At 71.8% G+C, this 23956-nt stretch carries 24 protein-coding genes; 18 read left to right on the top strand and 6 right to left on the bottom strand.

Annotated features, from left to right (window positions below; translation table 11 throughout):
- Positions 1-134: 134 nt before the first annotated feature.
- From ACWGDE_RS16595 to ACWGDE_RS16580, 4 genes are read right to left on the bottom strand one after another with little or no spacing between them, the layout of a single operon-like run.
- Positions 135-761 (bottom strand): response regulator, encoded by a 627-nt coding sequence (locus ACWGDE_RS16595; RefSeq protein ID WP_453389704.1) that lies wholly within the window; start codon positions 759-761, stop codon positions 135-137.
- 13 nt (positions 762-774) lie between these two features.
- Entirely contained in the window at positions 775-1995 is a 1221-nt protein-coding gene (locus ACWGDE_RS16590; protein ID WP_453389703.1) for a sensor histidine kinase, read from the bottom strand.
- Positions 1971-2819 carry an ABC transporter permease gene (locus ACWGDE_RS16585; protein ID WP_453389702.1) on the bottom strand — a complete coding sequence of 283 codons (849 nt, stop codon included), beginning with the start codon at positions 2817-2819 and terminating at the stop codon, positions 1971-1973. Before ACWGDE_RS16585 ends, ACWGDE_RS16590 begins: the two co-directional genes overlap by 25 nt.
- Complete coding sequence (locus tag ACWGDE_RS16580) at positions 2816-3694, bottom strand: ABC transporter ATP-binding protein (RefSeq protein ID WP_453389701.1); 879 nt, start codon at positions 3692-3694, stop codon at positions 2816-2818. The genes ACWGDE_RS16585 and ACWGDE_RS16580 overlap by 4 nt, the downstream gene beginning before the upstream one ends.
- A gap of 138 nt (positions 3695-3832) precedes the next feature.
- On the opposite strand from ACWGDE_RS16580, the gene ACWGDE_RS16575 reads away from it, so the two are divergent.
- From ACWGDE_RS16575 to ACWGDE_RS16565, 3 genes are all read left to right on the top strand, one after another.
- Positions 3833-4453 (top strand): vitamin K epoxide reductase family protein, encoded by a 621-nt coding sequence (locus tag ACWGDE_RS16575; protein WP_453389700.1) that lies wholly within the window; start codon positions 3833-3835, stop codon positions 4451-4453.
- Positions 4454-4505: 52 nt separating this feature from the next.
- Positions 4506-5861 (top strand): replication-associated recombination protein A, encoded by a 1356-nt coding sequence (locus ACWGDE_RS16570; RefSeq protein ID WP_453389699.1) that lies wholly within the window; start codon positions 4506-4508, stop codon positions 5859-5861.
- A 111-nt stretch (positions 5862-5972) separates the two neighbouring features.
- A complete protein-coding gene (locus ACWGDE_RS16565; RefSeq protein WP_453389698.1) occupies positions 5973-6680 on the top strand; it encodes an HNH endonuclease family protein in 708 nt (235 codons plus the stop codon).
- 8 nt (positions 6681-6688) lie between these two features.
- Here ACWGDE_RS16565 and ACWGDE_RS16560 read toward each other — a convergent pair whose 3' ends face one another.
- Positions 6689-7594, bottom strand: coding sequence for a DUF2470 domain-containing protein (locus ACWGDE_RS16560; protein ID WP_453389697.1), 906 nt, complete (start codon positions 7592-7594; stop codon positions 6689-6691).
- Positions 7595-7649: 55 nt separating this feature from the next.
- Here ACWGDE_RS16560 and rpsD point away from each other — a divergent pair, with 55 nt between their 5' ends.
- Positions 7650-8261: a 30S ribosomal protein S4 gene (gene rpsD, locus ACWGDE_RS16555; protein ID WP_008740451.1), complete on the top strand. Its 612-nt coding sequence runs from the start codon at positions 7650-7652 to the stop codon at positions 8259-8261.
- Positions 8262-8295: 34 nt separating this feature from the next.
- On the opposite strand, the gene ACWGDE_RS16550 is transcribed toward rpsD, so the two are convergent.
- On the bottom strand, positions 8296-10569 hold the full coding sequence (locus ACWGDE_RS16550) for an ATP-binding protein (RefSeq protein WP_453389696.1): 2274 nt from the start codon (positions 10567-10569) through the stop codon (positions 8296-8298).
- Positions 10570-10738: 169 nt separating this feature from the next.
- On the opposite strand from ACWGDE_RS16550, the gene ACWGDE_RS16545 reads away from it, so the two are divergent.
- The 14 genes from ACWGDE_RS16545 to nusB all read left to right on the top strand — a co-directional run bounded on the left by ACWGDE_RS16545 (position 10739) and on the right by nusB (position 23779).
- Positions 10739-11176, top strand: a complete 438-nt coding sequence (locus ACWGDE_RS16545; protein ID WP_453389695.1) for a DUF948 domain-containing protein — start codon at positions 10739-10741, stop codon at positions 11174-11176.
- Between the two features lie 8 nt (positions 11177-11184).
- Positions 11185-11550 (top strand): DUF6167 family protein, encoded by a 366-nt coding sequence (locus ACWGDE_RS16540; protein ID WP_453389694.1) that lies wholly within the window; start codon positions 11185-11187, stop codon positions 11548-11550.
- Positions 11550-14219, top strand: a complete 2670-nt coding sequence (gene alaS / locus ACWGDE_RS16535; protein ID WP_453389693.1) for an alanine--tRNA ligase — start codon at positions 11550-11552, stop codon at positions 14217-14219. The genes ACWGDE_RS16540 and alaS overlap by 1 nt, the downstream gene beginning before the upstream one ends.
- Positions 14220-14221: 2 nt before the next feature.
- A complete protein-coding gene (gene ruvX / locus ACWGDE_RS16530; protein WP_384849319.1) occupies positions 14222-14692 on the top strand; it encodes a Holliday junction resolvase RuvX in 471 nt (156 codons plus the stop codon).
- A 127-nt stretch (positions 14693-14819) separates the two neighbouring features.
- Entirely contained in the window at positions 14820-16574 is a 1755-nt protein-coding gene (gene mltG, locus ACWGDE_RS16525) for an endolytic transglycosylase MltG (protein ID WP_453389692.1), read from the top strand.
- 6 nt (positions 16575-16580) lie between these two features.
- The gene (locus tag ACWGDE_RS16520) at positions 16581-17411 is read left to right on the top strand and encodes a shikimate dehydrogenase (RefSeq protein ID WP_453389691.1); all 831 of its coding nucleotides are present in this window, start codon (positions 16581-16583) and stop codon (positions 17409-17411) included.
- A gap of 41 nt (positions 17412-17452) precedes the next feature.
- On the top strand, positions 17453-17644 hold the full coding sequence (locus ACWGDE_RS16515) for a hypothetical protein (RefSeq protein WP_453389690.1): 192 nt from the start codon (positions 17453-17455) through the stop codon (positions 17642-17644).
- 115 nt (positions 17645-17759) lie between these two features.
- A complete protein-coding gene (gene aroC, locus ACWGDE_RS16510) occupies positions 17760-18944 on the top strand; it encodes a chorismate synthase (protein WP_453389689.1) in 1185 nt (394 codons plus the stop codon).
- 44 nt (positions 18945-18988) lie between these two features.
- On the top strand, positions 18989-19471 hold the full coding sequence (locus tag ACWGDE_RS16505) for a shikimate kinase (protein WP_453389705.1): 483 nt from the start codon (positions 18989-18991) through the stop codon (positions 19469-19471).
- Positions 19468-20559, top strand: coding sequence for a 3-dehydroquinate synthase (gene aroB / locus ACWGDE_RS16500; RefSeq protein ID WP_453389688.1), 1092 nt, complete (start codon positions 19468-19470; stop codon positions 20557-20559). The genes ACWGDE_RS16505 and aroB overlap by 4 nt, the downstream gene beginning before the upstream one ends.
- A gap of 124 nt (positions 20560-20683) precedes the next feature.
- The gene (locus tag ACWGDE_RS16495; protein WP_453389687.1) at positions 20684-21475 is read left to right on the top strand and encodes an AAA family ATPase; all 792 of its coding nucleotides are present in this window, start codon (positions 20684-20686) and stop codon (positions 21473-21475) included.
- A gap of 129 nt (positions 21476-21604) precedes the next feature.
- Complete coding sequence (locus tag ACWGDE_RS16490; RefSeq protein ID WP_453389686.1) at positions 21605-22714, top strand: aminopeptidase P family protein; 1110 nt, start codon at positions 21605-21607, stop codon at positions 22712-22714.
- Between the two features lie 58 nt (positions 22715-22772).
- Positions 22773-23339, top strand: a complete 567-nt coding sequence (gene efp, locus ACWGDE_RS16485) for an elongation factor P (protein ID WP_453389685.1) — start codon at positions 22773-22775, stop codon at positions 23337-23339.
- A gap of 2 nt (positions 23340-23341) precedes the next feature.
- A complete protein-coding gene (gene nusB / locus ACWGDE_RS16480; protein WP_453389684.1) occupies positions 23342-23779 on the top strand; it encodes a transcription antitermination factor NusB in 438 nt (145 codons plus the stop codon).
- The last annotated feature ends 177 nt before the right edge of the window (positions 23780-23956 follow it).

The following is a 23956-nucleotide window of genomic DNA, read 5'->3' as shown; positions in this document are numbered from 1 at the left end:
CGCCGGCGGGGCTGGACAGATCCAGCCCGCCCGGCGTTCGAGGGCACGGGCGCGGAGCGCACGTACGGGGTCCGGGGCTGGCCCCGGTTTCGGGAAGGGGCGGGGTGGGGGAAGGCTCCGCGCGGCGGACGTGGTCAGAGCAAGCCGTGCCGCATGGCCGTCGTCACGGCCGCCGTGCGGTCGGTGACCTCCAGCTTGCCGAAGATCCGCAGGAGGTGGGTCTTCACCGTGGACTCGGCGACGAACAGCCGGCTGCCGATCTCCGCGTTCGTCGCGCCCTCCGCGACCAGCCGCAGGACCGAGACCTCGCGCTCCGAGAGGCGCGGCCGCTCCGGGCGGGTGCGCAGGCTGTCGACCAGGCGGCCCGCCACCGTCGGGGCCAGGACCGTCTCGCCGCGCACGGCGGCCCGTATCGCGGCCGCCAGCTCCGCTCGCGCCATGTCCTTCAGCAGGTAGCCCGCGGCCCCGGCCTCCACCGCACGCAGGATGTCCCGGTCCTCCTCGTACGTGGTCAGCACCACGACCCGTACCGGCAGCCGGGCCGCCGTGATGCGGGCGATCGATTCGACGCCGTCGCCGCCCGGCATCCGCAGGTCCATCAGGATCAGGTCCAGGCCGGGGACCAACCGCGCCGCCAGCGCCTCCGCCTGCGGTCCGTTCGAGGCTTCCGCGATCACTTCCAGGTCCGGCTCCGCGCTGAGCATGCCGCGCAGGCCCTCCCGTACCACCGGATGGTCGTCGGCCAGCAGGATGCGGATCATTCTCGTACGCTCCTCAGCGGATCGGCAGGGTGACGGTGACGGTGGTGCCGCCCGGGACCGCGCTGTCGATCGCCGCCGTGCCGCCGACCTCCGCCGCGCGGGCGCGCAGCCCCGGTAGCCCATAACCGGGTGCGGGGGCTGCCGGGTCGAAGCCCCGGCCGGTGTCGCGGACCGTGACGGTCAGCTCGGAGCCGCCGTAGGCCAGCGACACCGCGCAATCGGCCCCCGGGCCCGCGTGCTTGGCCGCGTTCGACAGGGACTCCTGGCAGGACCGCAGGGCCACCACCTCCAGCACGGCCGCCAGCGGCCGGACGTCCCCCGTCACCGAGACGGCGGCCGGCGGGTCGTGCCGGGCGGCGAGGCGGCGTACCGCGTCCGGGAGCGAGCCGCCGTCGAGGTCGGCGGGTGCGCCGCCGGTGACCAGGGCGCGGGCCTCCGCCAGGTTCTGCCGGGCGGTGTCGGCCATCAGCTCCAGGTGGCGGCGGGCCTGCGCAGGATCGGTGTCCAGCTCCGACTGCACGGCCTGGACCAGCATCAGGAGACTGGTGAAGCCCTGCGCGAGGGTGTCGTGGATCTCCCGGGACATGCGTTCCCTCTCGGTGTGGGCGCCGCGTTCGGCGGAGAGCCTGGCCACCTCCTCCCGGCTGGCGTCGAGTTCGGCGATCAGGGAGGCCCGGTTCTGGCTCTGCTCGATGATGCGGATGATCCAGGCGCCGAAGAACGCGGTGAAGACGAAGGTGACGACGGCGCCGATGGAGCTCAGGAACACGTCGTGCGCGGGCGGCCGCCACAGCAGGGCCCAGCCGGCCACGGGCAGCAGGGACACCAGGGCCGCCGTGGCCACCGCCCGGCGCAGCGGCAGCAGCATGAAGCAGGGCGGGGCCAGGGCGAAGGTGATCAGACGGGTCTCTCCGGCCAGGGTGGCGGCCGGCAGGAACAGCAGCAGGTTCCCCGCCAGGTAGCGCAGCGAGGGCCCCGGCCGGGCGCCGGGTTCCAGCAGGAGCAGCGGGCGCCCGGCCCACGCGTACCAGGGGACGAGCAGCGCGAGCAGGGCCACGGCGGTCAGCCGGTGGGCGAGCGGCGGGAAGTCGGCGCCCAGGACGAAGGCCGCGGTCGCGGCCCACACCAGCCCGAAGTAGAAGTCCCACGGCCCGAAGGCGCGGTCCCAGACGTGGGACTCGCGCGCTCCGGGGAACCGACCGGGGCCGTTCAGCCGTCGCGACGGTTCTTCCACTTGAAGGTCAGCAGACACAGGACCAGACCCCCCACGACCCAGGCGCCCAGGACCAGGGCGACCTTCCCATACTCCCAGCCGCCCGCCTGTTCGAGAACGGCCGCCGACTCCGGCAGGAACACCCCGCGCAGTCCCTGGCACATCCACTTGAGCGGGAACAGCGCGCCGATGTTCAGCAGCCAGTCCGGGATCTGGTGGACCGGGATGAAGACTCCGGAGACGAACTGCAGGATCAGGAACGGCAGGACCACGACCGAGCTGGCGCTCTTGCCGGACTTGGGCAGGCTGCTGATGGCGATGCCGAGCAGGGCGCAGCCGGCCAGGCCGAGGGTGAAGATCCAGCTGAAGGTCAGCCACTTGACGGCGGACGTCGGCAGGTCGAGGTCGAACAGGGTGGAGCCGACCAGCAGCAGGATCGCGGTCTCGGCGAGGCCGGTGGCCAGCACCAGCCAGACCTTGCCGAGGAAGTACGCGGCCGGGGGCATCGGCGTCCCGCGCAGCCGGCGCAGCACCTTCTCGTCGCGTTCGACGGCGATGGAGATGCCGAGGGACTGGAAGCTGGTGGACATGATGCCGGCCGCGACCATGCCGGCCGCGTACATCTGGGAGGCGGTGACCCCGGTGCCCTCCATGCCCTCGCTGAAGATCGAGGCGAAGAGCGCGAGGAAGACGATGGGGAAGGCGAAGGTGAAGATCATCGCGTCGCGCTGGCGCGTGAACTGCTTGATCTCCAGCGCGCCCCGCCTCAGGCCCAGGGTCCAGGCGCCGGGCAGCGCCCTGGCGGCGGTGCTCGCGCTCGCGCTCGCGGCGGTCACGGTGCTCATCGGGACTCCTCCTGCGGGTTCGTGTTCCGGTCGAGCTGGCCCGTGAGGCGCAGGTACACGTCCTCCAGGGTGGGGCGGGTGATCCTCAGGTCCGGGATCTCGCCGTCGAAGCGGGCCATCAGCTCCGCGACGGTCCGGGTGGGCGTCTGCGTCTCGGTGCTGCGCGTGCCGCCGTCGCGGTCGGTCCACTCGACGGTGGCGCCGGTGCCCAGGCGGGCGCGCAGCTCGGCCGGTTCGCCCTCGGCGACGACCTTGCCGCGGGCGACGACCGCGAGCCGGTCGGCGAGGGCCTCGGCCTCCTCCAGGTAGTGGGTGGTGAGCACGATGGTGGTGCCCGCGTCGGACAGCAGCCGGATCAGGTCCCAGAACTGCCGCCGGGCCGCCGGGTCGAAGCCGGTCGTGGGCTCGTCCAGGAGCAGCAGTTCGGGGTCGCCGATGACCCCGAGCGCCACGTCGAGGCGGCGCCGCTGGCCGCCGGAGAGCCCCTTCACCCGCTGGTCGCGCTTCTGCTCCAGGCCGACGAGGGCGATGACCTCCGCCGGGTCGCGCGGGGCCGGGTAGTAGCGGGCGAAGTGCTCGACCGTCTCCCGTACCGTCAGTTCGGCGGGCGCCGACTCGTCCTGCCAGACGATGCCGACGCGCGAGCGCCAGGCCCGGCCGCCCGTGGCGGGGTCCGCGCCGAGGACGAGCACCTCGCCGCCGTCCCGCTCCCGGTGCCCCTGGAGGATCTCCACCGTGGTGCTCTTGCCGGCGCCGTTGGGCCCGAGGAGGCCGAAGACCTCGCCCTGCCGGATCGTCAGGTCCAGTCCGTCCACCGCGGTGACATCGCCGTACTGCTTGCGAAGCCCCCGCACTTCCACCGCGTTTCGTGTCATGCCTCACATGGTGTGCCGGAAGCGCGTCCACCGGTCCCCCCGTGCGTACCTCCTCGTGTCCATCGAACGGTGGACAGCCGACCCGCGTACGGCACAATGGCCGGTGCTTGATGACCTTGCAGATGTGGAGCGGGCGGGATGACGACACGAGCGACTGACACGGACACCGCCACGACGCGGACGGCGGTCGGCGGCAGCCGTGCGCTGGCCCTGCTGCTGGTGATCACGGGGGCCCTGGGGCTGCTCGCGGCCTGGGTCATCACGATCGACAAGTTCAAGCTGCTCGAGGACCCGAACTTCACGCCGGGCTGCAGCCTCAACCCGATCGTCTCCTGCGGCAACATCATGAAGAGCGACCAGGCGGCCGTCTTCGGCTTCCCGAACCCGATGCTGGGGCTCGTCACCTACGGCATCGTCGTCTGCGTCGGCATGAGCCTGCTCGCCCGGGCCCGCTTCCCGCGCTGGTACTGGCTGACCCTGAACGCCGGGATGCTCTTCGGCGTCGGCTTCTGCACCTGGCTGATGTACCAGTCGCTGTACAACATCAACTCGCTGTGCCTGTGGTGCTGCCTCGCCTGGGTCGCCACCATCGTCATGTTCTGGTACGTGACCTCGCACAACGTCCGCAGCCGCCTGCTCGGGGCCCCCGGCTGGCTGCGCGGCTTCTTCGACGAGTTCACCTGGGTGCTGCCCGTCCTGCACATCGGGATCATCGGGATGCTGATCCTGACCCGCTGGTGGGAGTTCTGGACCTCCTGATCCGCCGGTCCGTCCGGACGGGAGTGTCGGTGTGCTCGCATAGGCTTCCGGTGTGGAACCAGACCTGTTCACCGCCGCAGCCGAAGACCGCCAGCAGAAGGACCCCTCCAGTTCTCCGCTCGCCGTCCGGATGCGCCCGCGCACCCTGGACGAGGTCGTCGGCCAGCAGCACCTGCTGAAGCCCGGCTCGCCGCTGAGGCGGCTGGTCGGTGACGGGGCGGGCGGTCCGGCGGGAGCCTCCTCGGTGATCCTGTGGGGTCCGCCGGGGATCGGGAAGACCACCCTCGCGTACGTGGTGAGCCAGGCGACCAAGAAGCGGTTCGTGGAGCTGTCCGCGATCACGGCGGGTGTGAAAGAGGTACGGGCCGTCATCGAGGGCGCCAAGCGCGCGGCCGGCGGCTACGGCAAGGACACCGTCCTCTTCCTCGACGAGATCCACCGCTTCAGCAAGGCGCAGCAGGACTCGCTGCTGCCGGCCGTGGAGAACCGCTGGGTCACGCTGATCGCCGCGACCACGGAGAACCCGTACTTCTCGATCATCTCCCCGCTGCTGTCGCGGTCCCTGCTGCTGACGCTGGAACCGCTGACGGACGAGGACCTGAGCGCGCTGATGCGGCGTGCGCTGACGGAGGAGCGCGGGCTGGGCGGGGCGGTGACGCTGCCGGCGGACGCCGAGGCGCACCTGCTGCGGATCGCCGGCGGCGACGCGCGGCGGGCGCTGACGGCGCTGGAGGCGGGGGCCGGCTCCGCGATCGCCAAGGGCGAGGCGGAGATCAGCCTGCAGACGGTGGAGGAGGCCGTCGACCGGGCGGCGGTCAAGTACGACCGGGACGGCGACCAGCACTACGACGTCGCCAGCGCGCTCATCAAGTCGATCCGCGGCTCGGACGTGGACGCGGCGCTGCACTACCTCGCGCGGATGATCGAGGCGGGGGAGGACCCGCGGTTCATCGCCCGGCGGCTGATGATCTCCGCGAGCGAGGACATCGGGCTGGCCGACCCCACGGCACTGCCGCTCGCGGTGGCGGCGGCGCAGGCGGTGGCGATGATCGGCTTCCCGGAGGCCGCGCTGACGCTCTCGCACGCCACGATCGCGCTGGCGCTGGCCCCGAAGTCGAACACCGCGACGACCGCGATCGGTGCGGCGCTGGCGGATGTCCGGGCGGGGCTGGCGGGGTCCGTGCCGGCGCACTTGCGTGACGGGCACTACAAGGGGGCGGCGAAGCTGGGTCACGCGGTGGGGTACGTGTACCCGCACGACGTGCCCGGTGCGATTGCCGCGCAGCAGTACGCGCCGGATGCGGTGCACGGGAAGCGGTACTACGAACCGACCCGGTACGGGGCGGAGGCGCGGTACGCGGACGTGGTGGAGAAGGTCCGCGAGCGGCTGCGCGGCGCCGGGTCCTGACCTGCGGCGCCGTTCCCGGGGGCCGGCCCCCGGACCCGCGGGCGCGGAGCGCCGTGTAGGGGCATCGTGTCGGACGGGCGGGGCGCGGAGGCGGGGCCTAGGCTCCGGGGCATGGGACGTCCTGCTCCGCTGATCGCCCTGGCGGCCGTGCTGCTGCTCGGCGGATGCCATCACGGTGACGCCGAGACCGCTCACGCCAGCGCCGCCGCGCTCGTCGCCGAGGTGCCGCTCTCCAGCGCGGGGTTCCCGCCCGCCGCCGCCACCGCCAGGACCGAGCTGGCCGGGCTCACGGTCGAGTGGGGCAAGAACTGGGAGACGTACAAGCGCGAGAACTTCGGCAGGTACTGGTCCGACGAGACCGACGCCGTCGGCGGGCGCAACGGGTGCGACACCCGGGACGACGTGCTGAGGAGGGACCTGCGGGAGCTGCGCGAGGGCGATCGCAACCCTTGCGTCGTGCTCTCCGGGGTGCTGCACGATCCGTACACGGGGAAGGAGCTCCCCTATTACTACCGGCGCGCCTCGCAGATCCAGACCGACCACGTCGTCGCCCTCGGCGCCGCCTGGCGCGGGGGCGCGTACGCCTGGACTCCGCAGCGCCGGCTGGAGTACGCCAACGACCTCGACGTGCTGCTCGCGGTGGACAAGCAGACCAACTACGACAAGAGCAGCAAGACCGCCGACAAGTGGAAGCCGCCGCGGAAGGACTTCTGGTGCGAGTACGCGCGGCGCTACACCGGCATCAAGGCCAAGTACGGGCTCTCGGTGACCCCGCCCGAGAAGCAGGCGCTGCAGGAGATGCTCGGCACCTGCCGCTGACCCCGCCCCTACGCGAACAGGGTGCGCATCGCCCCGCGCAGCTCACAGACGTCGCGGACCGGCCGCGGGAAGTCGAAGCGGGCGTCGAACGCGGAGCCGGGCCCCGCGCCCGCGCCGCCGCGCGTGAAGCGCACCCGCAGCCCCAGACGGTCCAGCGCGAGGGGGACCGCCTTCAGGTCCGCCGTCTCCCGGGTGCCGAGCAGCGCGCGCAGGTCGGCCATCCGGTCTGCGTGCGCCGCCGCCAGGTGCTGGAGGATCTCGGTCTCGTGGGCCACCATCGGGTCGGGCTCGGCCGCGGCCAGCAGCTCGGGGTCCACGTGCTCGGCGCCCCACAGGTCGTCGACGGAGATCTCCCCGACCTCCAGGCGCAGCAGCATCCACGCCGGCCGGCCGGTGTGGGGGAACTCGAGCGATTCCGACATCCCGAGGAGCTCGCCCACCGGGTGCCGCTCCGCCAGCAGCGCCGCGCAGGCCGCCCGGTCGGCGTCCCCGCGCACCGGCGTGAGCCACCCGGCGAGCCACGCGCGGCCTCGGATACGATGGGGCACGGACACCGGCGCCACATCCGTGATCTCGATCACGGCGGTGAGGTCGTCGTCCTGGGCGTGAGCGGCTGCCCTGGCAGCCGCGGATTCCCCTGATACCAGGAGAATCACGTCCCCGTCCGGGGTGACGGTCCTTGCGGCCGGCGCCCCTGTCCCGAGCTCTGCCTGGTCAAAAGCACCGGGGAGCGTGAGGGATACTGAGGCGTTGGACTCTACGAGGGTTCGTACGCGTTCGGCTCCGGTGAGCTGCCGAACGCCTTCCCTGGGACGCGGCTGACCTTGCTTATCGTCGCCGAAAGCAGATCCTGTTTCGTTTGGATCTGAACTTCGGTGCGCACTGGGCAGGGGGATCCCATGTGGTCGAGACATTACGTCCTCCTCGCTAAGGTAAGCCTCACCTAACTTACATGGAGGTAGGTTCCACGTGAACCAGAAGCGACCCAAGGTCAAGAAGTCGCGTGCCCTCGGCATTGCGCTGACCCCGAAGGCCGTCAAGTACTTCGAGGCCCGCCCCTACCCGCCGGGCGAGCACGGCCGTGGCCGCAAGCAGAACTCGGACTACAAGGTTCGTCTGCTGGAGAAGCAGCGTCTGCGCGCTCAGTACGACATCTCTGAGCGTCAGATGGCCCGCGCGTACGACCGCGCCAAGAAGGCCGAAGGCAAGACGGGCGAGGCGCTGGTCGTCGAGCTCGAGCGTCGCCTCGACGCCCTGGTTCTGCGTTCGGGCATCGCCCGCACCATCTACCAGGCCCGCCAGATGGTCGTTCACGGCCACATCGAGGTCAACGGCGACAAGGTCGACAAGCCGTCGTTCCGCGTCCGCCCGGACGACGTCATCACGGTGCGCGAGCGCAGCCGCGAGAAGGTTCCGTTCCAGGTTGCCCGTGAGGGTGGCTACGCAGGCGAGGGCGAGACCCCCCGTTACCTGCAGGTCAACCTGAAGGCCCTGGCCTTCCGCCTGGACCGCGACCCGAACCGCAAGGAAATCCCGGTCATCTGCGACGAGCAGCTCGTCGTCGAGTACTACGCCCGCTGATCCAGTACCAGCGGACGTAGCCCTCACAGGCTGGTCAGCCCGCCGGTTCCCCCTTGGGGGAGCCGGCGGGTTTCCTGCTTTTCGCCCCCGGGTGGCCCATCGGCCGGCCGCCGGCAGCCGCGCGGGGCCTGGGCAGCGGACCCGTCGGGGCGGGTGCCGGCTCCGGTCCCCGCAGGGCCCGCTCCACCAGCGCGTCCACGCCCAGCGTCCGCCCGTGCCGGGCGCAGGACGCGTACCGCTCGGCGCCCAGCAGCTCGCCCGCCCGCTCCTGGCACATCAGCCGCGGGGCGTTGAAGTACCCCGAGCCGAACAGCCGCATCCCCACTCCGTCCCACATCGGCTCCGCCGCCCCCTGGAGCACCGCGGCCTCCGCCGGGTGGCCCTCGGCGACCGTCACCAGGGCCAGCAGCTCCACCGCCAGCACCAGTCCGACCAGGTCGCGGAAGACGTGGTTGACCGCCACGCACTCCGAGAGCAGCCGCCGTGCCTCGGCCGTGGCGCCCGAGTCCAGGGCCGCGTAGGCCAGGACGTACAGGGCGTACGCCTTCGTCCAGCGCTCGCCGCGCTCCTCGCAGATGTCCCGGACCTCCTCGCACAGCGACAGCGCGCCGGCCTGCTCCCCCTGGAAGGCCAGTGCCATCGCCAGCTCCACCTGGCACATCAGCACGTTGCTGTTCAGCTCCCCGGCGTCCCGGTAGCGCTCCAGCGCGGAGCCCAGCAGCTCCCGGGCCCGCGCCATGTCGTCCGAGATCAGCGCCAGGCAGCCCATCCGGTGCACCGCGTACGCGCCGGCCACCGGGTTCCCGCTCAGCGCGGCCCCGTCCCGGCACTCGTACAGCGCGCTCATCGACGCCACCGAGTCGCCCTGCAGCGCGGCGACGTAGCCGAGCACCCACAGCGCCTTCAGCCGCGAGCTCTCGTACTCCGACGGCTCGCCGGGTCCGTGGCCGCCCTCCAGGGTGCGGTCCAGCCAGTGCCTGCCCTCGGTGAGCCGGCCGCAGCCCGCCCAGTAGAACCAGAGGGTGCCCGCCAGGTACTGGCCCAGGTGGATCTCGTCCGGCTCGTCGAGGCAGCACTCCAGGGCGAGCCGCAGGTTCGGCAGCTCCGCCTCCACCAGCGCGGCCACCTCCTGCTGGCGCGGGCTGAACCAGTCCAGTTCGCACCAGGTCGCCAGGCCCATGTACCAGTCCCGGTGCCTGCGCCGCAGCCGCCCGGCGTCGCCCAGCGACTCCAGCCAGCCCGCCCCGTAGATCCGTACGGTCTCCAGCATCCGGTAGCGCACCCCGGCGGCGGTCTCCTCCCGGACCAGCAGGGACTGCCCCAGCAGCTCCCCGACCAGGTCCAGCACCGACTCCACCGGCAGGTCCGGGCCCGCGCACACGTACTCGGCGGCGTCCAGGTCGAACTGCCCGGCGAACACCGAGAGCCGGGCCCACAGCAGCCGCTCCCCGGCGGTGCACAGCTCGTGGCTCCAGCCGATCGCCGTGCGCAGGGCCCGGTGGCGGGGGAGCGCCCCGCGCGAACCGCCCGTCAGCAGGGCGAAGCGGTCCTCCAGCCGGGACAGCACCTGCTCCGGCGAGAGCGTGCGCAGCCGGCCCGCCGCCAGCTCCAGCGCCAGGGGCAGGCCGTCGAGCCGGGCGCACAGCTCGGCCAGCACCGCCCGGTTGGCCTCCGTCGGGGTGAAGGCCGGATCGGCCGCCGAGGCCCGGTCGATCAGCAGGGTCAGGGCCTCCTCGGGATCCAGCGGGGCCAGCGGCCAGGACAGCTCGCCGTCCAGGGTCAGTGGGCGCCGGCCGGCGGCGAGCACCCGCAGGCCGGGGGAGCCGCGCAGGAGGTCCCGTACCAGGGAGGCGGTCTCGTCGACGAGCTGCTCGAAACCGTCCAGGACGAGCAGCAGCCGCCGTTCGGCCAGATGCTCGGCGAGCACCGTCCGGGGCGGCCGGGTGGTGTGGTCGGTCAGCCCGAGCGCCTCCGCGACGGTCAGCTCCAGCAGCGCCGGATCACGTACGGAGGCCAGCTCGGCCAGCCACACGCCGTCGCAGTAGAGTTCCTGCTCCGAACCCCCGGATTCGGCGGGACACGCCGGGCCCGCAGGGTCCGCGCCGCCCGCCGCCGCTTCGGCCGCGGCCCGGGCCGCCGCCAGGACCAGCCGGGACTTCCCCACCCCGCCCGCACCGGTCACCGTCACCAGCCGCGAGGACTCCAGCAGTCGCGCCAGCTCGGTGAGTTCGACACCCCGCCCGACGAAGCCGCTCAGGTCCGAGGGAAGATTGCCCGGCGTCCTTCGGGGCATGGGTCTCTGTCGCATGGGACACGGAGGGTACTGGTCCGGATGCTCTGCGTACAAGGCGGACCGGGTCCGGTCCCCCCGCGGGGGGTGCGGCCCCCGAATTCCGGTACTGCGGCGGATCTCCGGCGCGATAGGGTCGGAGGACGACTTTTTCGCTTAGTGATCAATGTGTAGAGAGCGGTGTGACGTGTCCGGTGGAGAGGTGGCCGGGATCCTCGTGGCCGTCTTCTGGGCCATCCTGGTCTCCTTCCTCGCCGTGGTGCTGGTGAGGCTGGCCCAGGTGCTCAAGGCGACCACCAAGCTGGTGGCCGACGTGACCGACCAGGCCGTCCCGCTGCTCGCGGACGCCTCCACGACCGTCCGCTCCGCGCGCACCCAGCTGGACCGGGTCGACGCCATCGCGAGCGACGTCCAGGAGGTCACCTCCAACGCCTCCGCACTGTCCTCCACCGTGGCCTCCACCTTCGGCGGCCCGCTCGTCAAGGTCGCGGCCTTCGGCTACGGCGTCCGCAAGGCGCTGGGCAAGGGCGCCGCCCCGGAGGACGTGCCGCGCAGGACCACCCGACGTACCGTGATCGTTGGCCGTACGGTGCCGGCGGCCCGGCGCCGGAAGCAGAAGGGCTGAGATCGCCGATGTTCCGCCGAGCCTTCTGGTTCACCGCAGGCGCAGCCGCCGGCGTGTGGGCCACCACCAAGGTCAACCGGCAGCTCAAGAAGCTGACCCCGGAGAGCCTCGCCGCCCAGGCAGCCGACAAGGCGCTCGAGGCGGGCCACCGCCTCAAGGACTTCGCGCTCGACGTGAAGGCCGGAATGTCGCAGCGCGAGGACGAGCTGAACGACGCCCTGGGCCTGCACCAGGATCCCGACCTGCCCGGCAACGTCACCGCCCTTCCCGGGCCGCGGCGGCTGCGGGCCATCGGGCACGAAAAGCACGACCAGACCACTACGTACCGCCCGAAGCGCTCGGGCGTCACGCACAACCGGAATGAGGACCACTGATGGAGTCGGCTGAAATCCGCCGCCGCTGGCTGAGCTTCTTCGAGGAGCGCGGTCACACCGTTGTCCCTTCGGCGTCGCTCATCGCGGACGACCCGACTCTGCTGCTGGTGCCCGCGGGCATGGTGCCGTTCAAGCCGTACTTCCTCGGCGAGGTCAAGCCGCCCGCGCCCACGCTCACCAGCGTGCAGAAGTGCGTCCGTACGCCGGACATCGAAGAGGTCGGCAAGACCACCCGCCACGGCACGTTCTTCCAGATGTGCGGCAACTTCTCCTTCGGCGACTACTTCAAGGAAGGCGCCATCAAGTACGCCTGGGAGCTGCTCACCAGCTCCGTGGCGGACGGTGGCTACGGCCTGGAGCCCGAGAAGCTCTGGATCACGGTCTACCTCGACGACGACGAGGCCGAGGCCATCTGGCGCGACAAGATCGGCGTCCCGCAGGAGCGCATCCAGCGCCTGGGCAAGAAGGACAACTTCTGGTCCATGGGCGTCCCGGGTCCCTGCGGCCCCTGCTCGGAGATCAACTACGACCGCGGTCCCGAGTTCGGCGTCGAGGGCGGCCCGGCCGTCAACGACGAGCGCTACGTGGAGATCTGGAACCTGGTCTTCATGCAGTACGAGCGCGGCGCCGGCGACGGGAAGGAAGACTTCCCGATCCTCGGCGACCTGCCGTCGAAGAACATCGACACGGGTCTCGGCCTCGAGCGTCTCGCCATGATCCTGCAGGGCGTGCAGAACATGTACGAGACCGACACCCTGCGCGTGGTCATGGACAAGGCCACCGAGCTGACCGGCGTGCAGTACGGCGCCGCCCAGGGCACGGACGTCTCGCTGCGCGTGGTCGCCGACCACATCCGCACCTCCGTCATGCTCATCGGCGACGGCGTGACCCCCGGCAACGAGGGCCGCGGCTACGTGCTGCGCCGCATCATGCGCCGCGCCATCCGCAACATGCGCCTCATGGGCGCCACCGGTCCGGTCATCCAGGAGCTCGTCGACGTGGTCGTCGAGACCATGGGGCAGCAGTACCCGGAGCTGGTGACCGACCGCAAGCGCATCGAGACCGTCGCGCTCGCCGAAGAGGCCGCCTTCGTGAAGGCCCTGCGCGGCGGCACGAACATCCTCGACACCGCCATCACCGAGACCAAGGCCACCGGTGGCACGGTCCTGGCCGGCGACAAGGCGTTCCTGCTCCACGACACCTGGGGCTTCCCGATCGACCTGACCCTGGAGATGGCCGCCGAACAGGGCCTCTCCGTGGACCAGGACGGCTTCCGCCGCCTGATGCAGGAGCAGCGCGACAAGGCCAAGGCCGACGCCAAGGCCAAGAAGACCGGCCACGCGGACATGTCCGCCTACCGGGAGATCGCCGACGGCTCCGGCGCCACCGAGTTCACCGGCTACGCCACCACCCAGGGCGAGTCCACCATCGTCGGCCTCCTGGTCAACGGCGTCTCCTCGCCGGCCGCCTCCGAGGGCGACGAGGTCGAGGTCGTCCTGGACCGCACCCCCTTCTACGCCGAGGGCGGCGGCCAGCTCGCCGACCAGGGCCGCATCAAGCTCGACTCGGGCGCCGTCATCGTCGTCCGCGACGTGCAGCAGCCGGTTCCCGGCGTCTCCGTGCACAAGGGATCCGTCCAGGTCGGCGAGGTGACGGTGGGCGCCTCCGCGTACGCCGCCATCGACGTCAACCGCCGCCGGGCCATCGCCCGCGCCCACTCGGCCACGCACCTGACGCACCAGGCGCTGCGCGACGCGCTCGGCCCGACGGCCGCCCAGGCCGGTTCCGAGAACTCGCCCGGCCGCTTCCGCTTCGACTTCGGCTCGCCGAACGCCGTCCCCGGCTCGGTCCTCACCGACGTCGAGCAGAAGATCAACGACGTGCTCTCCCGCGAGCTCGACGTCACCGCCGAGATCATGAGCATCGACGAGGCGAAGAAGCAGGGCGCCATCGCCGAGTTCGGCGAGAAGTACGGCGAGCGCGTGCGCGTCGTGACGATCGGCGACTTCTCCAAGGAGCTGTGCGGCGGCACGCACGTCGGCAACACCGCCCAGCTGGGCCTGGTGAAGCTGCTCGGCGAGTCCTCCATCGGCTCCGGCGTGCGCCGTGTCGAGGCCCTCGTCGGCGTGGACGCCTACAACTTCCTCGCCAAGGAGCACACGGTCGTCGCCCAGCTCCAGGAGCTGGTCAAGGGTCGACCGGAGGAGCTGCCGGAGAAGATCGCCTCCATGCTCGGCAAGCTGAAGGACGCCGAGAAGGAGATCGAGAAGTTCCGCGCGGAGAAGGTCCTCCAGGCCGCCGCCGGTCTCGCCCAGAACGCCCAGGACATCCACGGCGTCGCCCTCGTCGTGGGCACCGTGCCGGACGGCACCGGCGCCGACGACCTGCGCAAGCTGGTCCTGGACGTCCGCGGCCGCATCCCCGGCGACCGCCCGGCTGTGGTCGCGCTCTTCACCACGGCGAACGACCGCCCGCTGACCGTCATCGCCACCAACGAGGCCGCCCGCGAGCGCGGTCTCAAGGCCGGCGACCTGGTCCGTACGGCCGCCAAGACCCTCGGCGGCGGCGGTGGCGGCAAGCCGGACGTCGCCCAGGGCGGCGGCCAGAACCCGGGCGCCATCCCGGAGGCCATCAGCGCCGTCGAGCGCCTCGTCGTAGAGACGGTCTGAAGATGACACTGCGCCGCGGCCGCCGGCTCGCCATCGACGTGGGGGACGCCAGGATCGGGGTCGCCTCGTGCGACCCCGACGGGGTGCTCGCCACACCGGTGGAAACCGTTCCGGGACGGGACATTCCCTTCGCCCACCGGCGGCTGCGGCAGCTCGTCGAGGAGTACGAGCCCATCGAGGTGGTGGTCGGTCTGCCCCGCTCGCTCAGCGGGCGGGAGGGGCCGGCCGCGGCCAAGTGCCGCGCCTTCGCCATGGAACTGGCCAAGGGCATCAAGCCCGTGACGGTCCGTCTGGTGGACGAGCGGATGACGACCGTCACCGCGGCCCAGGGTCTGCGGGCCTCGGGCCGGAACGCGAAGAAGGGCCGGTCGGTCATCGACCAGGCGGCCGCCGTGGTGATCCTCCAGAACGCGCTGGAGACCGAACGGGTATCAGGTAATCCGCCCGGTGAGTGCGTCGAAGTGGTTGTCTGATCGCGATACGGTAACGTTCCGCGCGAAGTGGCGGCATTCGAACAGCCGTCGCCCAGCAAAAGAGGCGGAACCGGGTGTCGCGGCGGACGGAGTCGCGGCCGACGCCCTGCGGCGCGCTAGGGGATCGATGACTGAGTATGGCCGGGGCCCTGGCTCCGAACCGTGGCACCCCGAGGATCCCCAGTACGGGGACCAGGGGTGGACCGGGCACGAGGCCCAGCAGGGTCGGATGCCTTACGTCGACGGCCCGCAGCAGTACCAGCAGGAGCCTCAGTACCAGCAGCAGCCCCAGTACCAGCAGCAGCCTCAGCACGAGCAGCAGCAGTACCAGCAGCAGGTCCAGTACCAGCAGCAGCACCAGCCGCAGTATCAGCAGCCGCACCAGCAGCAGTACCAGCAGCAGCACCAGGAGACGTACGGCGGCCAGGTCTGGGACACCGGCCAGGTCCCGGTCGGCCTGGACCAGAACCGCGGTTTCGACCAGAACGCCGGATACGACCCCGCGTACGTGCACGCCGCGCAGTCCGCGGATCCGTACGCGGGTGCGGACCCGTACGCCCAGCAGCACGCGGGCGGCTACCCCGGCGAGACCCCCGACCTCTACGCCACCTCCGAGGCCTTCCCGCCGCCGCGCCCCCCGGGCCGGCGGCGCCTGGAGACCGAGGAGCAGTGGCAGGAGGAGGCCCCGGTCGAAGAGGCCGAGGACTCCTTCCTGGGCTCCGGCGGCCGCGACGACGACGGTGACGACGACGAGCCCGGCGGCCGCCGCTCGGGCCGTTCCGGCGGCAAGCCGAAGAAGCGCAGCGGCATGGCCTGTCTCATCGCGGCCGTGGTGATCATCGGTGTGGTCGGCGGTGGCGGCTACTACGGCTACACCTACGTGAAGTCCAAGTTCGGCGCGGCCGAGGACTTCGCGGGCTCCGGCATCGACGAAACGGTCGACGTGGAGATCCCCAAGGGCGCGGGCCTGGGCCAGATGGGCCGCATCCTCAAGGACGCCGGCGTGGTCGCGAGCGCCCAGGCCTTCGTGGACGCCGCGAACGCCGACCCCAAGGGCAAATCGATCCAGCCCGGCGTCTATCCGCTCAAGAAGAAGATGTCGGCGGCCTCGGCGGTCGCGATCATGGTCGACCCCTCCAAGCTCCACGTGCTCACCGTGACCGAGGGCATGCGCAACAGCGTGGTCTACGACGCGATCGACAAGAAGCTCGAGAAGCCCGCGGGCACCACCAAGGACATCGCCTTCAAGCAGGCCAAGAGCCTCGGCCTGCCGGCGTGGGCGAACAACGACCCGAAGATCATGGACCCGCTCGAGGGCTTCCTGTACCCGATGCGCTACGACCTGAGCAAGGACAGCACGCCGGAGTCCCTGCTCAAGCAGATGGTCAAGAACGCCACGGACAAGTACACGGAGCTCGGAGTCGAGGGCAAGGCCAAGGAGCTGGGCCTGGAGAACCCGCTCCAGGTCATCACGGTCGCCAGCCTCGTCAACGCCGAGGGCAAGAACCACGACGACTTCCGGAAGATGTCGGAGGTGGTCTACAACCGCCTCAAGAAGACCAACGACGTCACCAACCGGAAGATCGAGTTCGACTCGACGACCAACTACGCCAGGGGCCAGAACGAGATCAACTTCAACCTGAAGGAAGCCAAGGCGTTCGTCCACCCGTACAACACGCACAACGTCACGGGACTGCCGCCCGGCCCGATCGGGAACCCCGGCCTGGACGCGCTGACCGCTACCCTCAACCCGGACCACGGCGGTTGGATGTTCTTCGTGTCGGTCGACGGCAACAAGACGACCTTCACCAAGACCTACGACGAGCACCTCAAGCTCGTCGCGGAGTTCCAGGAACGGCAGAAGCAGAAGAACGGCGGGTAGCAGGACATGTCACGGATACGGGCCGCGGTGCTGGGTTCGCCCATCGAGCACTCCCTCTCGCCGGTGCTGCACCGCGCCGCCTACCGGGAGCTCGGCCTCGACGACTGGTCCTACGACCGGTTCGAGATCGACGAGGCCGCGCTTCCCGGGTTCGTGGACGGACTCGGCCCCGAATGGGCCGGGCTCTCGCTGACGATGCCGCTCAAGCGGGCGATCATGCCGCTGCTGGACGGGATCAGTGACACCGCCGCCTCGGTGGAGGCGGTCAACACGGTCGTCTTCACGGAGGACGGCCGCCGGGTCGGCGACAACACCGACATCCCGGGGATCGTCGCCGCCCTGCACGAGCGCGGGGTCGAGAAGGTCCCGGCCGCCGCGATCCTCGGCGCCGGAGCCACCGCCTCCTCGGCGCTCGCCGCGCTCGCCCGGATCTGCTCCGGCGAGGTGACCGCGTACGTGCGCTCGGAGGCCCGTGCCGCCGAGATGCGTGAGTGGGGCGAGCGGCTCGGCGTGGACGTCCGTACGGCCGACTGGTCGCGGGCGGCCGAGGCGCTGACCGCGCCGCTGGTCATCGCGACCACCCCGGCCGGTGCCACGGACGAACTGGCCGGCTCCGTGCCCGAGGCCCCCGGCACCCTCTTCGACGTGCTGTACGACCCCTGGCCCACCGCCCTCGCGGCGGCCTGGTCCGGCCGCGGCGGCCCGCTGGTGGGCGGCCTCGACCTGCTCGTGCACCAGGCCGTGCTCCAGGTCGAGCAGATGACCGGCCGGACCCCGGGCCCGCTCGCGGCCATGCGGGCCGCCGGGGAGCGGGCGCTCGCCGCTCGCCAGTCATGAATTAGGCTCCTCACCTGCGACGACGGGGTTGAGGGGGATACGTGGACGGGATCGGCACGGACGAGGTGCTGGCGTCGAAGTGGGACGGCGCGTACGCGGTCGGTCTCTTCTTCCGCGCCCTGTTCAGCTCGCTGCCCGACTGGGCGAAGACGACCATCGGCGGGCTCGTGGCCGCCGCGCTCCTCTGGGAGGGCTTCCGGTGGTGGTCCCGGCGCCGCTCCGCCGTCCGATAGCTGGACCGGAGGGCGGTGCACCGGCCCGGACATGGGAGGATCGGGGTGAAGGCGGGTCCGGGCCGCGCACCCGATCGCGCCGTCGCTGAATCAGGCGCGAGCATGAGGAGCATCGTTGAGCAGGTTGCGTTGGCTGACCGCCGGGGAATCGCACGGCCCGGCTCTGGTAGCGACGCTGGAGGGTCTTCCCGCCGGCGTCCCGGTCACCACGGAGCTGGTGGCCGAACACCTGGCCCGCCGCCGGCTCGGCTACGGCCGCGGTGCCCGGATGAAGTTCGAGCAGGACGAGGTCACCATCCTCGGCGGCGTCCGCCACGGCCTGTCCCAGGGCGGCCCGGTCGCCGTCATGATCGGCAACAGCGAGTGGCCCAAGTGGGAGACGGTGATGTCGGCCGACCCGGTCGACCCCTCGCTCCTGAAGGAGACCGGCCGCAACGCCGCGCTCACCCGCCCCCGCCCCGGCCACGCCGACCTCGCGGGCATGCAGAAGTACGGCTTCACCGAGGCCCGGCCGATCCTGGAGCGCGCCAGCGCCCGGGAGACCGCCGCCCGCGTCGCCCTCGGCGCCGTCGCCCGCTCCTTCATCAAGGAGGTGGCCGGCATCGAGATCGTCTCGCACGTGGTCGAGCTGGCCGCCGCCAAGGCCCCGTACGGCGTCTACCCGACCCCGGCCGACGTCGACAAGCTCGACGCCGACCCGGTGCGCTGCCTCGACGCCGACGCGTCGAAGCAGATGGTCGCGGAGATCGACCAGGCCCACAAGGACGGCGACACCCTCGGCGGCGTCGTCGAGGTCCTCGCCTACGGGGTGCCCGTCGGCCTCGGCTCGCACGTCCACTGGGACCGCCGCCTCGACGCGCGCCTCGCGGCCGCGCTCATGGGCATCCAGGCCATCAAGGGCGTCGAGGTCGGCGACGGCTTCGACCTGGCCCGCGTGCCCGGCTCCAAGGCCCACGACGAGATCGTCTCCACCCCCGAGGGCCTCAAGCGCACCTCCGGCCGCGCCGGCGGCACCGAGGGCGGTCTGAGCACCGGCGAGCTGCTGCGCGTACGCGCCGCGATGAAGCCGATCGCGACCGTGCCGAAGGCCCTGGCCACCGTGGACGTGTCGACCGGTGAGGCGACGGTGGCCCACCACCAGCGCTCCGACGTCTGCGCCGTGCCCGCCGCGGGCATCGTCGCCGAGGCCATGGTGGCCCTGGTGCTGGCCGACGCCGTGGTCGAGAAGTTCGGCGGCGACTCGGTCCCCGAGACCCGCCGCAACGTCCAGTCGTACCTCGACAACCTGCAGATCCGGTGACGGCCACCCCCGCAACCGGCCCCCTGGTGGTCCTCGTCGGCCCCATGGGGTCCGGCAAGTCCACCGTGGGCGAGCTGATCGCGCGCCGGCTCGGCGTCTCCTACCGGGACACCGACGCCGACATCGTCGCGGCCCAGGGCCGCGAGATCTCCGACATCTTCATCGACGAGGGCGAACCGTACTTCCGTGAGCTGGAGCGGGAGGCGGTCGCCGCCGCCGTCGCCGGACACGACGGGGTCCTCGCCCTCGGCGGCGGCGCCGTCCTGGACGAGAAGACGCGCGCGCTGCTGACCGGGCTGCCCGTCGCCTACCTGTCGATGGACGTCGAGGAAGCCGTCAAGCGCGTGGGCCTCGGCGCCGCGCGCCCGCTGCTCGCCGTCAACCCGCGCCGCCAGTGGCGCGAGCTGATGGAGGCCAGGCGCCCCCTGTACACCGAAGTCGCGCGCGTCGTGGTGGCCACCGACGACCGCACCCCCGAAGAGGTCGCGCAGGCGGTCCTCGACGCTCTGGAGTTGAAGAACGCATGACAGACCAGGTGACGCGGATCCAGGTCGGCGCGAGCGCCGGGCACGACGCGTACGAGGTGCTGGTCGGCCGGCAGCTGCTCGGCGAGCTCGGCTCCCTGATCGGTACGAAGGCCCAGCGGGTCGCCGTCATCCACCCCGAGGCCCTCGCCTCGACCGGTGAGGCGCTGCGCGACGACCTCGCCGCGCAGGGCTACGAGGCCGTCGCCATCCAGGTGCCGAACGCCGAGGAGGCCAAGACGGCCGAGGTGGCGGCGTACTGCTGGAAGGCTCTCGGGCAGTCCGGCTTCACCCGCACCGACGCCATCGTCGGCGTCGGCGGCGGAGCCACCACCGACCTCGCGGGCTTCGTCGCGGCCTCCTGGCTGCGCGGCGTGCGCTGGATCGCCGTACCGACCACCATCCTGGCGATGGTGGACGCGGCCGTCGGCGGCAAGACCGGCATCAACACCGCCGAGGGCAAGAACCTCGTCGGCGCCTTCCACCCGCCGGCCGGCGTGCTCTGCGACCTGGCGGCGCTGGAGTCCCTGCCCGTCCACGACTACGTGAGCGGCCTCGCCGAGATCATCAAGGCCGGCTTCATCTCCGACCCGGTGATCCTCGACCTGATCGAGGAGGACCCGGAGGCGGCGCGCACCCCCGCCGGCCCGCACACGGCCGAGCTGATCTGCCGCTCGATCCAGGTCAAGGCGGACGTGGTCTCCAGCGACCTCAAGGAGTCGGGGCTGCGGGAGATCCTCAACTACGGCCACACCCTCGCGCACGCCATCGAGAAGAACGAGCGCTACAAGTGGCGGCACGGTGCGGCCGTTTCGGTCGGCATGGTCTTCGCGGCCGAGCTCGGCCGGCTGGCGGGCCGCCTGGACGACGCGACGGCCGACCGGCACAAGGCGGTCCTCGCCTCGGTGGGGCTGCCGCTGACCTACCGCGGCGACCAGTGGCCCAAGCTGCTGGAGACCATGAAGCTCGACAAGAAGTCCCGGGGCGACCTGCTGCGCTTCATCGTCCTGGACGGCCTGGCCAAGCCGACCGTCCTGGAGGGCCCGGACCCGGCCGTCCTCGTGGCGGCCTTCGGCGAGGTCACGGCCTGATCCGTCGGGCGAGGCCGAGCCCGGCCGGGGAGGTTCCGGCCGGGCAACCGCATGCACGAGTGGCCCGACCAGCCTCCAGGGTCATATAACGTTCTCGCATCAGTCGTGAGAGAACGAGGGCCATATGACCGGGGAGGTGCGGCGGATGCAGCATGGAATGGCGGGCGGGGGCTGGGAGCCTTCGGGGAATCGGCACCCGGCGGCGCCCCCGCAGCCGCCGGCGCCCCCGGCGCGGGGCTGGCCCGTGCCTCCGGCGCCGCTGCCCCACGCGCCCGTACCGCCCGCGCACCTGCCCGTAGCCGGGGTGCCGGACGGGTCCACCGGGCACATTCCGCTGCCGCCCGCCGTCGCGGGCACCGGCGGCGCCACCCTCGCGGTGCTGCTCATCGGTCCCGCGGGCGCCGGGAAGACCACCGTGGCCCGCCACTGGGCGGGCACCCGGCCCGTCCCCACCGCACACATCAGCCTGGACGACGTACGGGAATGGGTGTGCTCGGGGTTCGCGGACCCGCAGGCCGGCTGGAACGACCATTCCGAGGCCCAGTACCGCCTCGCCCGCCGCACCTGCGGCTTCGCCGCCCGCAACTTCCTGGCCAACGGGATCTCCTGCATCCTCGACGACGCCGTGTTCCCCGACCGGCCGGTCGTGGGCCTCGGCGGCTGGAAGCGCCACGTGGGGCCCGCGCTGCTGCCCGTCGTCCTGCTGCCCGGCCTGGAGATAGTCCTGGAGCGCAACGCGGCCCGCTCCGGCAACCGGCGGCTCTCCGACGAGGAGGTCGCGCGCATCCACGGCCGCATGGCGGGCTGGTACGGATCGGGGCTGCCGATCATCGACAACTCCCACCTGGACATCGAGGGCACCGCCCGGGCCCTGGACGAGACCCTGGCCCGCGCCATCTCGGCGCCCGCCTACTGAGCCCGCCCCGCCCGCCCGCCCGGCCCGCGCGGGCCCCGACCGCCGGGCCCCGCCCGCCGAGCCCGGCCGCGTCCCCGTACGGCCGCGCTCACCAGGCCGGATGCACGCGCCGCTCGTAGGCTCGGAAACATGTCAGACGTGTACGCGGCCCGCCGGGGCCGGCTTCGCGACCGCTGTGCGGCCGCCGGAAACGCCGCCGCACTCATCACGCGTCCGGCGAACGTCCGCTACCTGTCCGGGGCGTCGCCGCTGGGCGCCGTCCTGCTGGTCGGACCGGGCGGCGAGGACATGATGTTCTGCGCCGGACAGCCCACGGGGGAGGCCGACGAGGGAAGGCTCGACGAGAACCTGCGGCTCTCCGTGCTCGCGGGCCCCGGAGCCGATCCCGCCGTCGCCGCCGCCGACATGGCCGCCTCCGCACGGGCCGATTCGCTCGCCGTCGAGGAGCACCACCTCACCGTGGCCCGGCACCGGGCCCTGGGCTCCGTGGCGCCCAAACTGCGCCTCGCCGACCTCGGGACCGCGGTGGAGCAGCAGCGCCTCGTCAAGGACGAGGAGGAGATCGCCTGCCTGCGGATCGCCGCCGAGATCGCCGACCAGGCCCTCGGAGAGCTGCTGGAATCGATCCTGGTGGGCCGCACCGAGCGGCACCTCGCCCTGGAGCTGGAACGCCGGCTCGTGGACCACGGGGCCGACGGCCCGGCCTTCCCGACCTCGGTGGGCACCGGTCCGCACTCCGGCCGCTCCCGGCACCGGCCCTCCGACCGCCGGGTGGAGGAGGGCGACTTCCTCTCCGTCTGCCTCGGCGCGAACTACCGCGGCTACCGTTGCGAGATCGGCCGGACCTTCGTGATCGGCACGACTCCGGCGGACTGGCAGATCGAGCTGTACGACCTCGTCTTCGCCGCCCAGCGGGCGGGCCGCGAGGCCCTGCTGCCCGGGGCCGCGTACCGAGACGTGGATCACGCCGCACGCTCCGTCCTGGACTCCGCGGGTCACGGAGAGGCCCTCGCGGCGTGGACCGGACACGGCGTCGGTCTCGAAATCGACGAGGACCCGCAGCTTGCACCTACGGCCATGGGTAAACTGGACGCTTGCGTGCCGGTCACCGTCGAACCGGGGGTTCACCTCCCGGGCCGGGGCGGCGTCCGGATCGATGACACGCTCGTCGTACGCCCCGAGGCGGACGGCGGTCCCGAGCTACTCACCATTACGACCAAGGAGCTGCTCGCGCTCTAGCCCGTTCGCCGGGCTGTGCGCGCACCCGTGGTCTTCCAGTGCAGGAGATTCCCAAACCGTGGCTTCCACGAACGACCTCAAGAACGGCATGGTGCTGAAGCTCGACGGGGGCCAGCTCTGGTCCGTCGTCGAGTTCCAGCACGTCAAGCCCGGCAAGGGCCCGGCCTTCGTGCGCACCAAGCTGAAGAGCGTCATGTCCGGCAAGGTCGTCGACAAGACGTTCAACGCCGGCACCAAGGTCGAGACGGCCACCATCGACCGCCGCGACATGCAGTTCTCGTACATGGACGGCGAGTACTTCGTCTTCATGGACATGGAGGACTTCGACCAGCTGATGGTCGACCGGAAGGCCGTCGGCGACGCCGCCAACTTCCTCATCGAGGGCATGACCGCCTCCGTGGCCCGCCACGAGGGCGAGGTGCTCTACGTCGAGCTCCCGGCCGCCGTCGAGCTGGTCATCCAGCACACCGACCCGGGCGTCCAGGGCGACCGCTCCACCGGCGGCACCAAGCCGGCGACGCTGGAGACGGGCCACGAGATCCAGGTCCCGCTCTTCGTCAACACCGGCGAGAAGGTCAAGGTCGACACCCGCACCAGCGACTACCTCGGCCGGGTGAACAGCTAACCGTGGCTGCCCGGAGCAACGCGCGCAAGCGCGCTTTCCAGATCCTGTTCGAGGCCGACCAGCGCGGGGTGTCCGTGCGCGAGGTCCTCGCGGACTGGATCCGCCACTCGCGGTCGGACACCGACCGCCAGCCCGCGGTGAACGAGTTCACCATGGAGCTCGTCGAGGGGTACGCCGACAAGGTGGACCGCATCGACGATCTGATCGCCACCTACGCAGTGGACTGGGACCTCGACCGCATGCCGGTCGTGGACCGGAACATCGTCCGCCTCGGCGCCTACGAGCTGATCTGGATGGACGGCACCCCGGACGCCGTGGCGATCGACGAGGCCGTGCAGCTGGCCAAGGAGTTCTCGACGGACGAGTCGCCCTCGTTCGTGAACGGACTGCTCGGCCGCTTCAAGGACCTCAAGCCGAAGCTGCGTCGCAGCGAGAGCTGATACACACGCCCGTCGGGCGTGGACGGAGGGCCCGCAGCGCACGCGCGCTGCGGGCCCACCGTCGTATCCGGGTACCTGCCCGGGCAATGCCCCCGCTCCGGTCCGGGCCACCGGCCTCCCCCCAGACACACAAAACCGGCGGGGCACCCCGGGCCACACCGCTCCCCCCCCCCCCCC

Source organism: Streptomyces sp. NPDC054956 (genome assembly GCF_053609185.1).
Note: the sequence above shows the minus strand (reverse complement) of the source record. Positions and strands in the feature narration are given on the sequence as shown.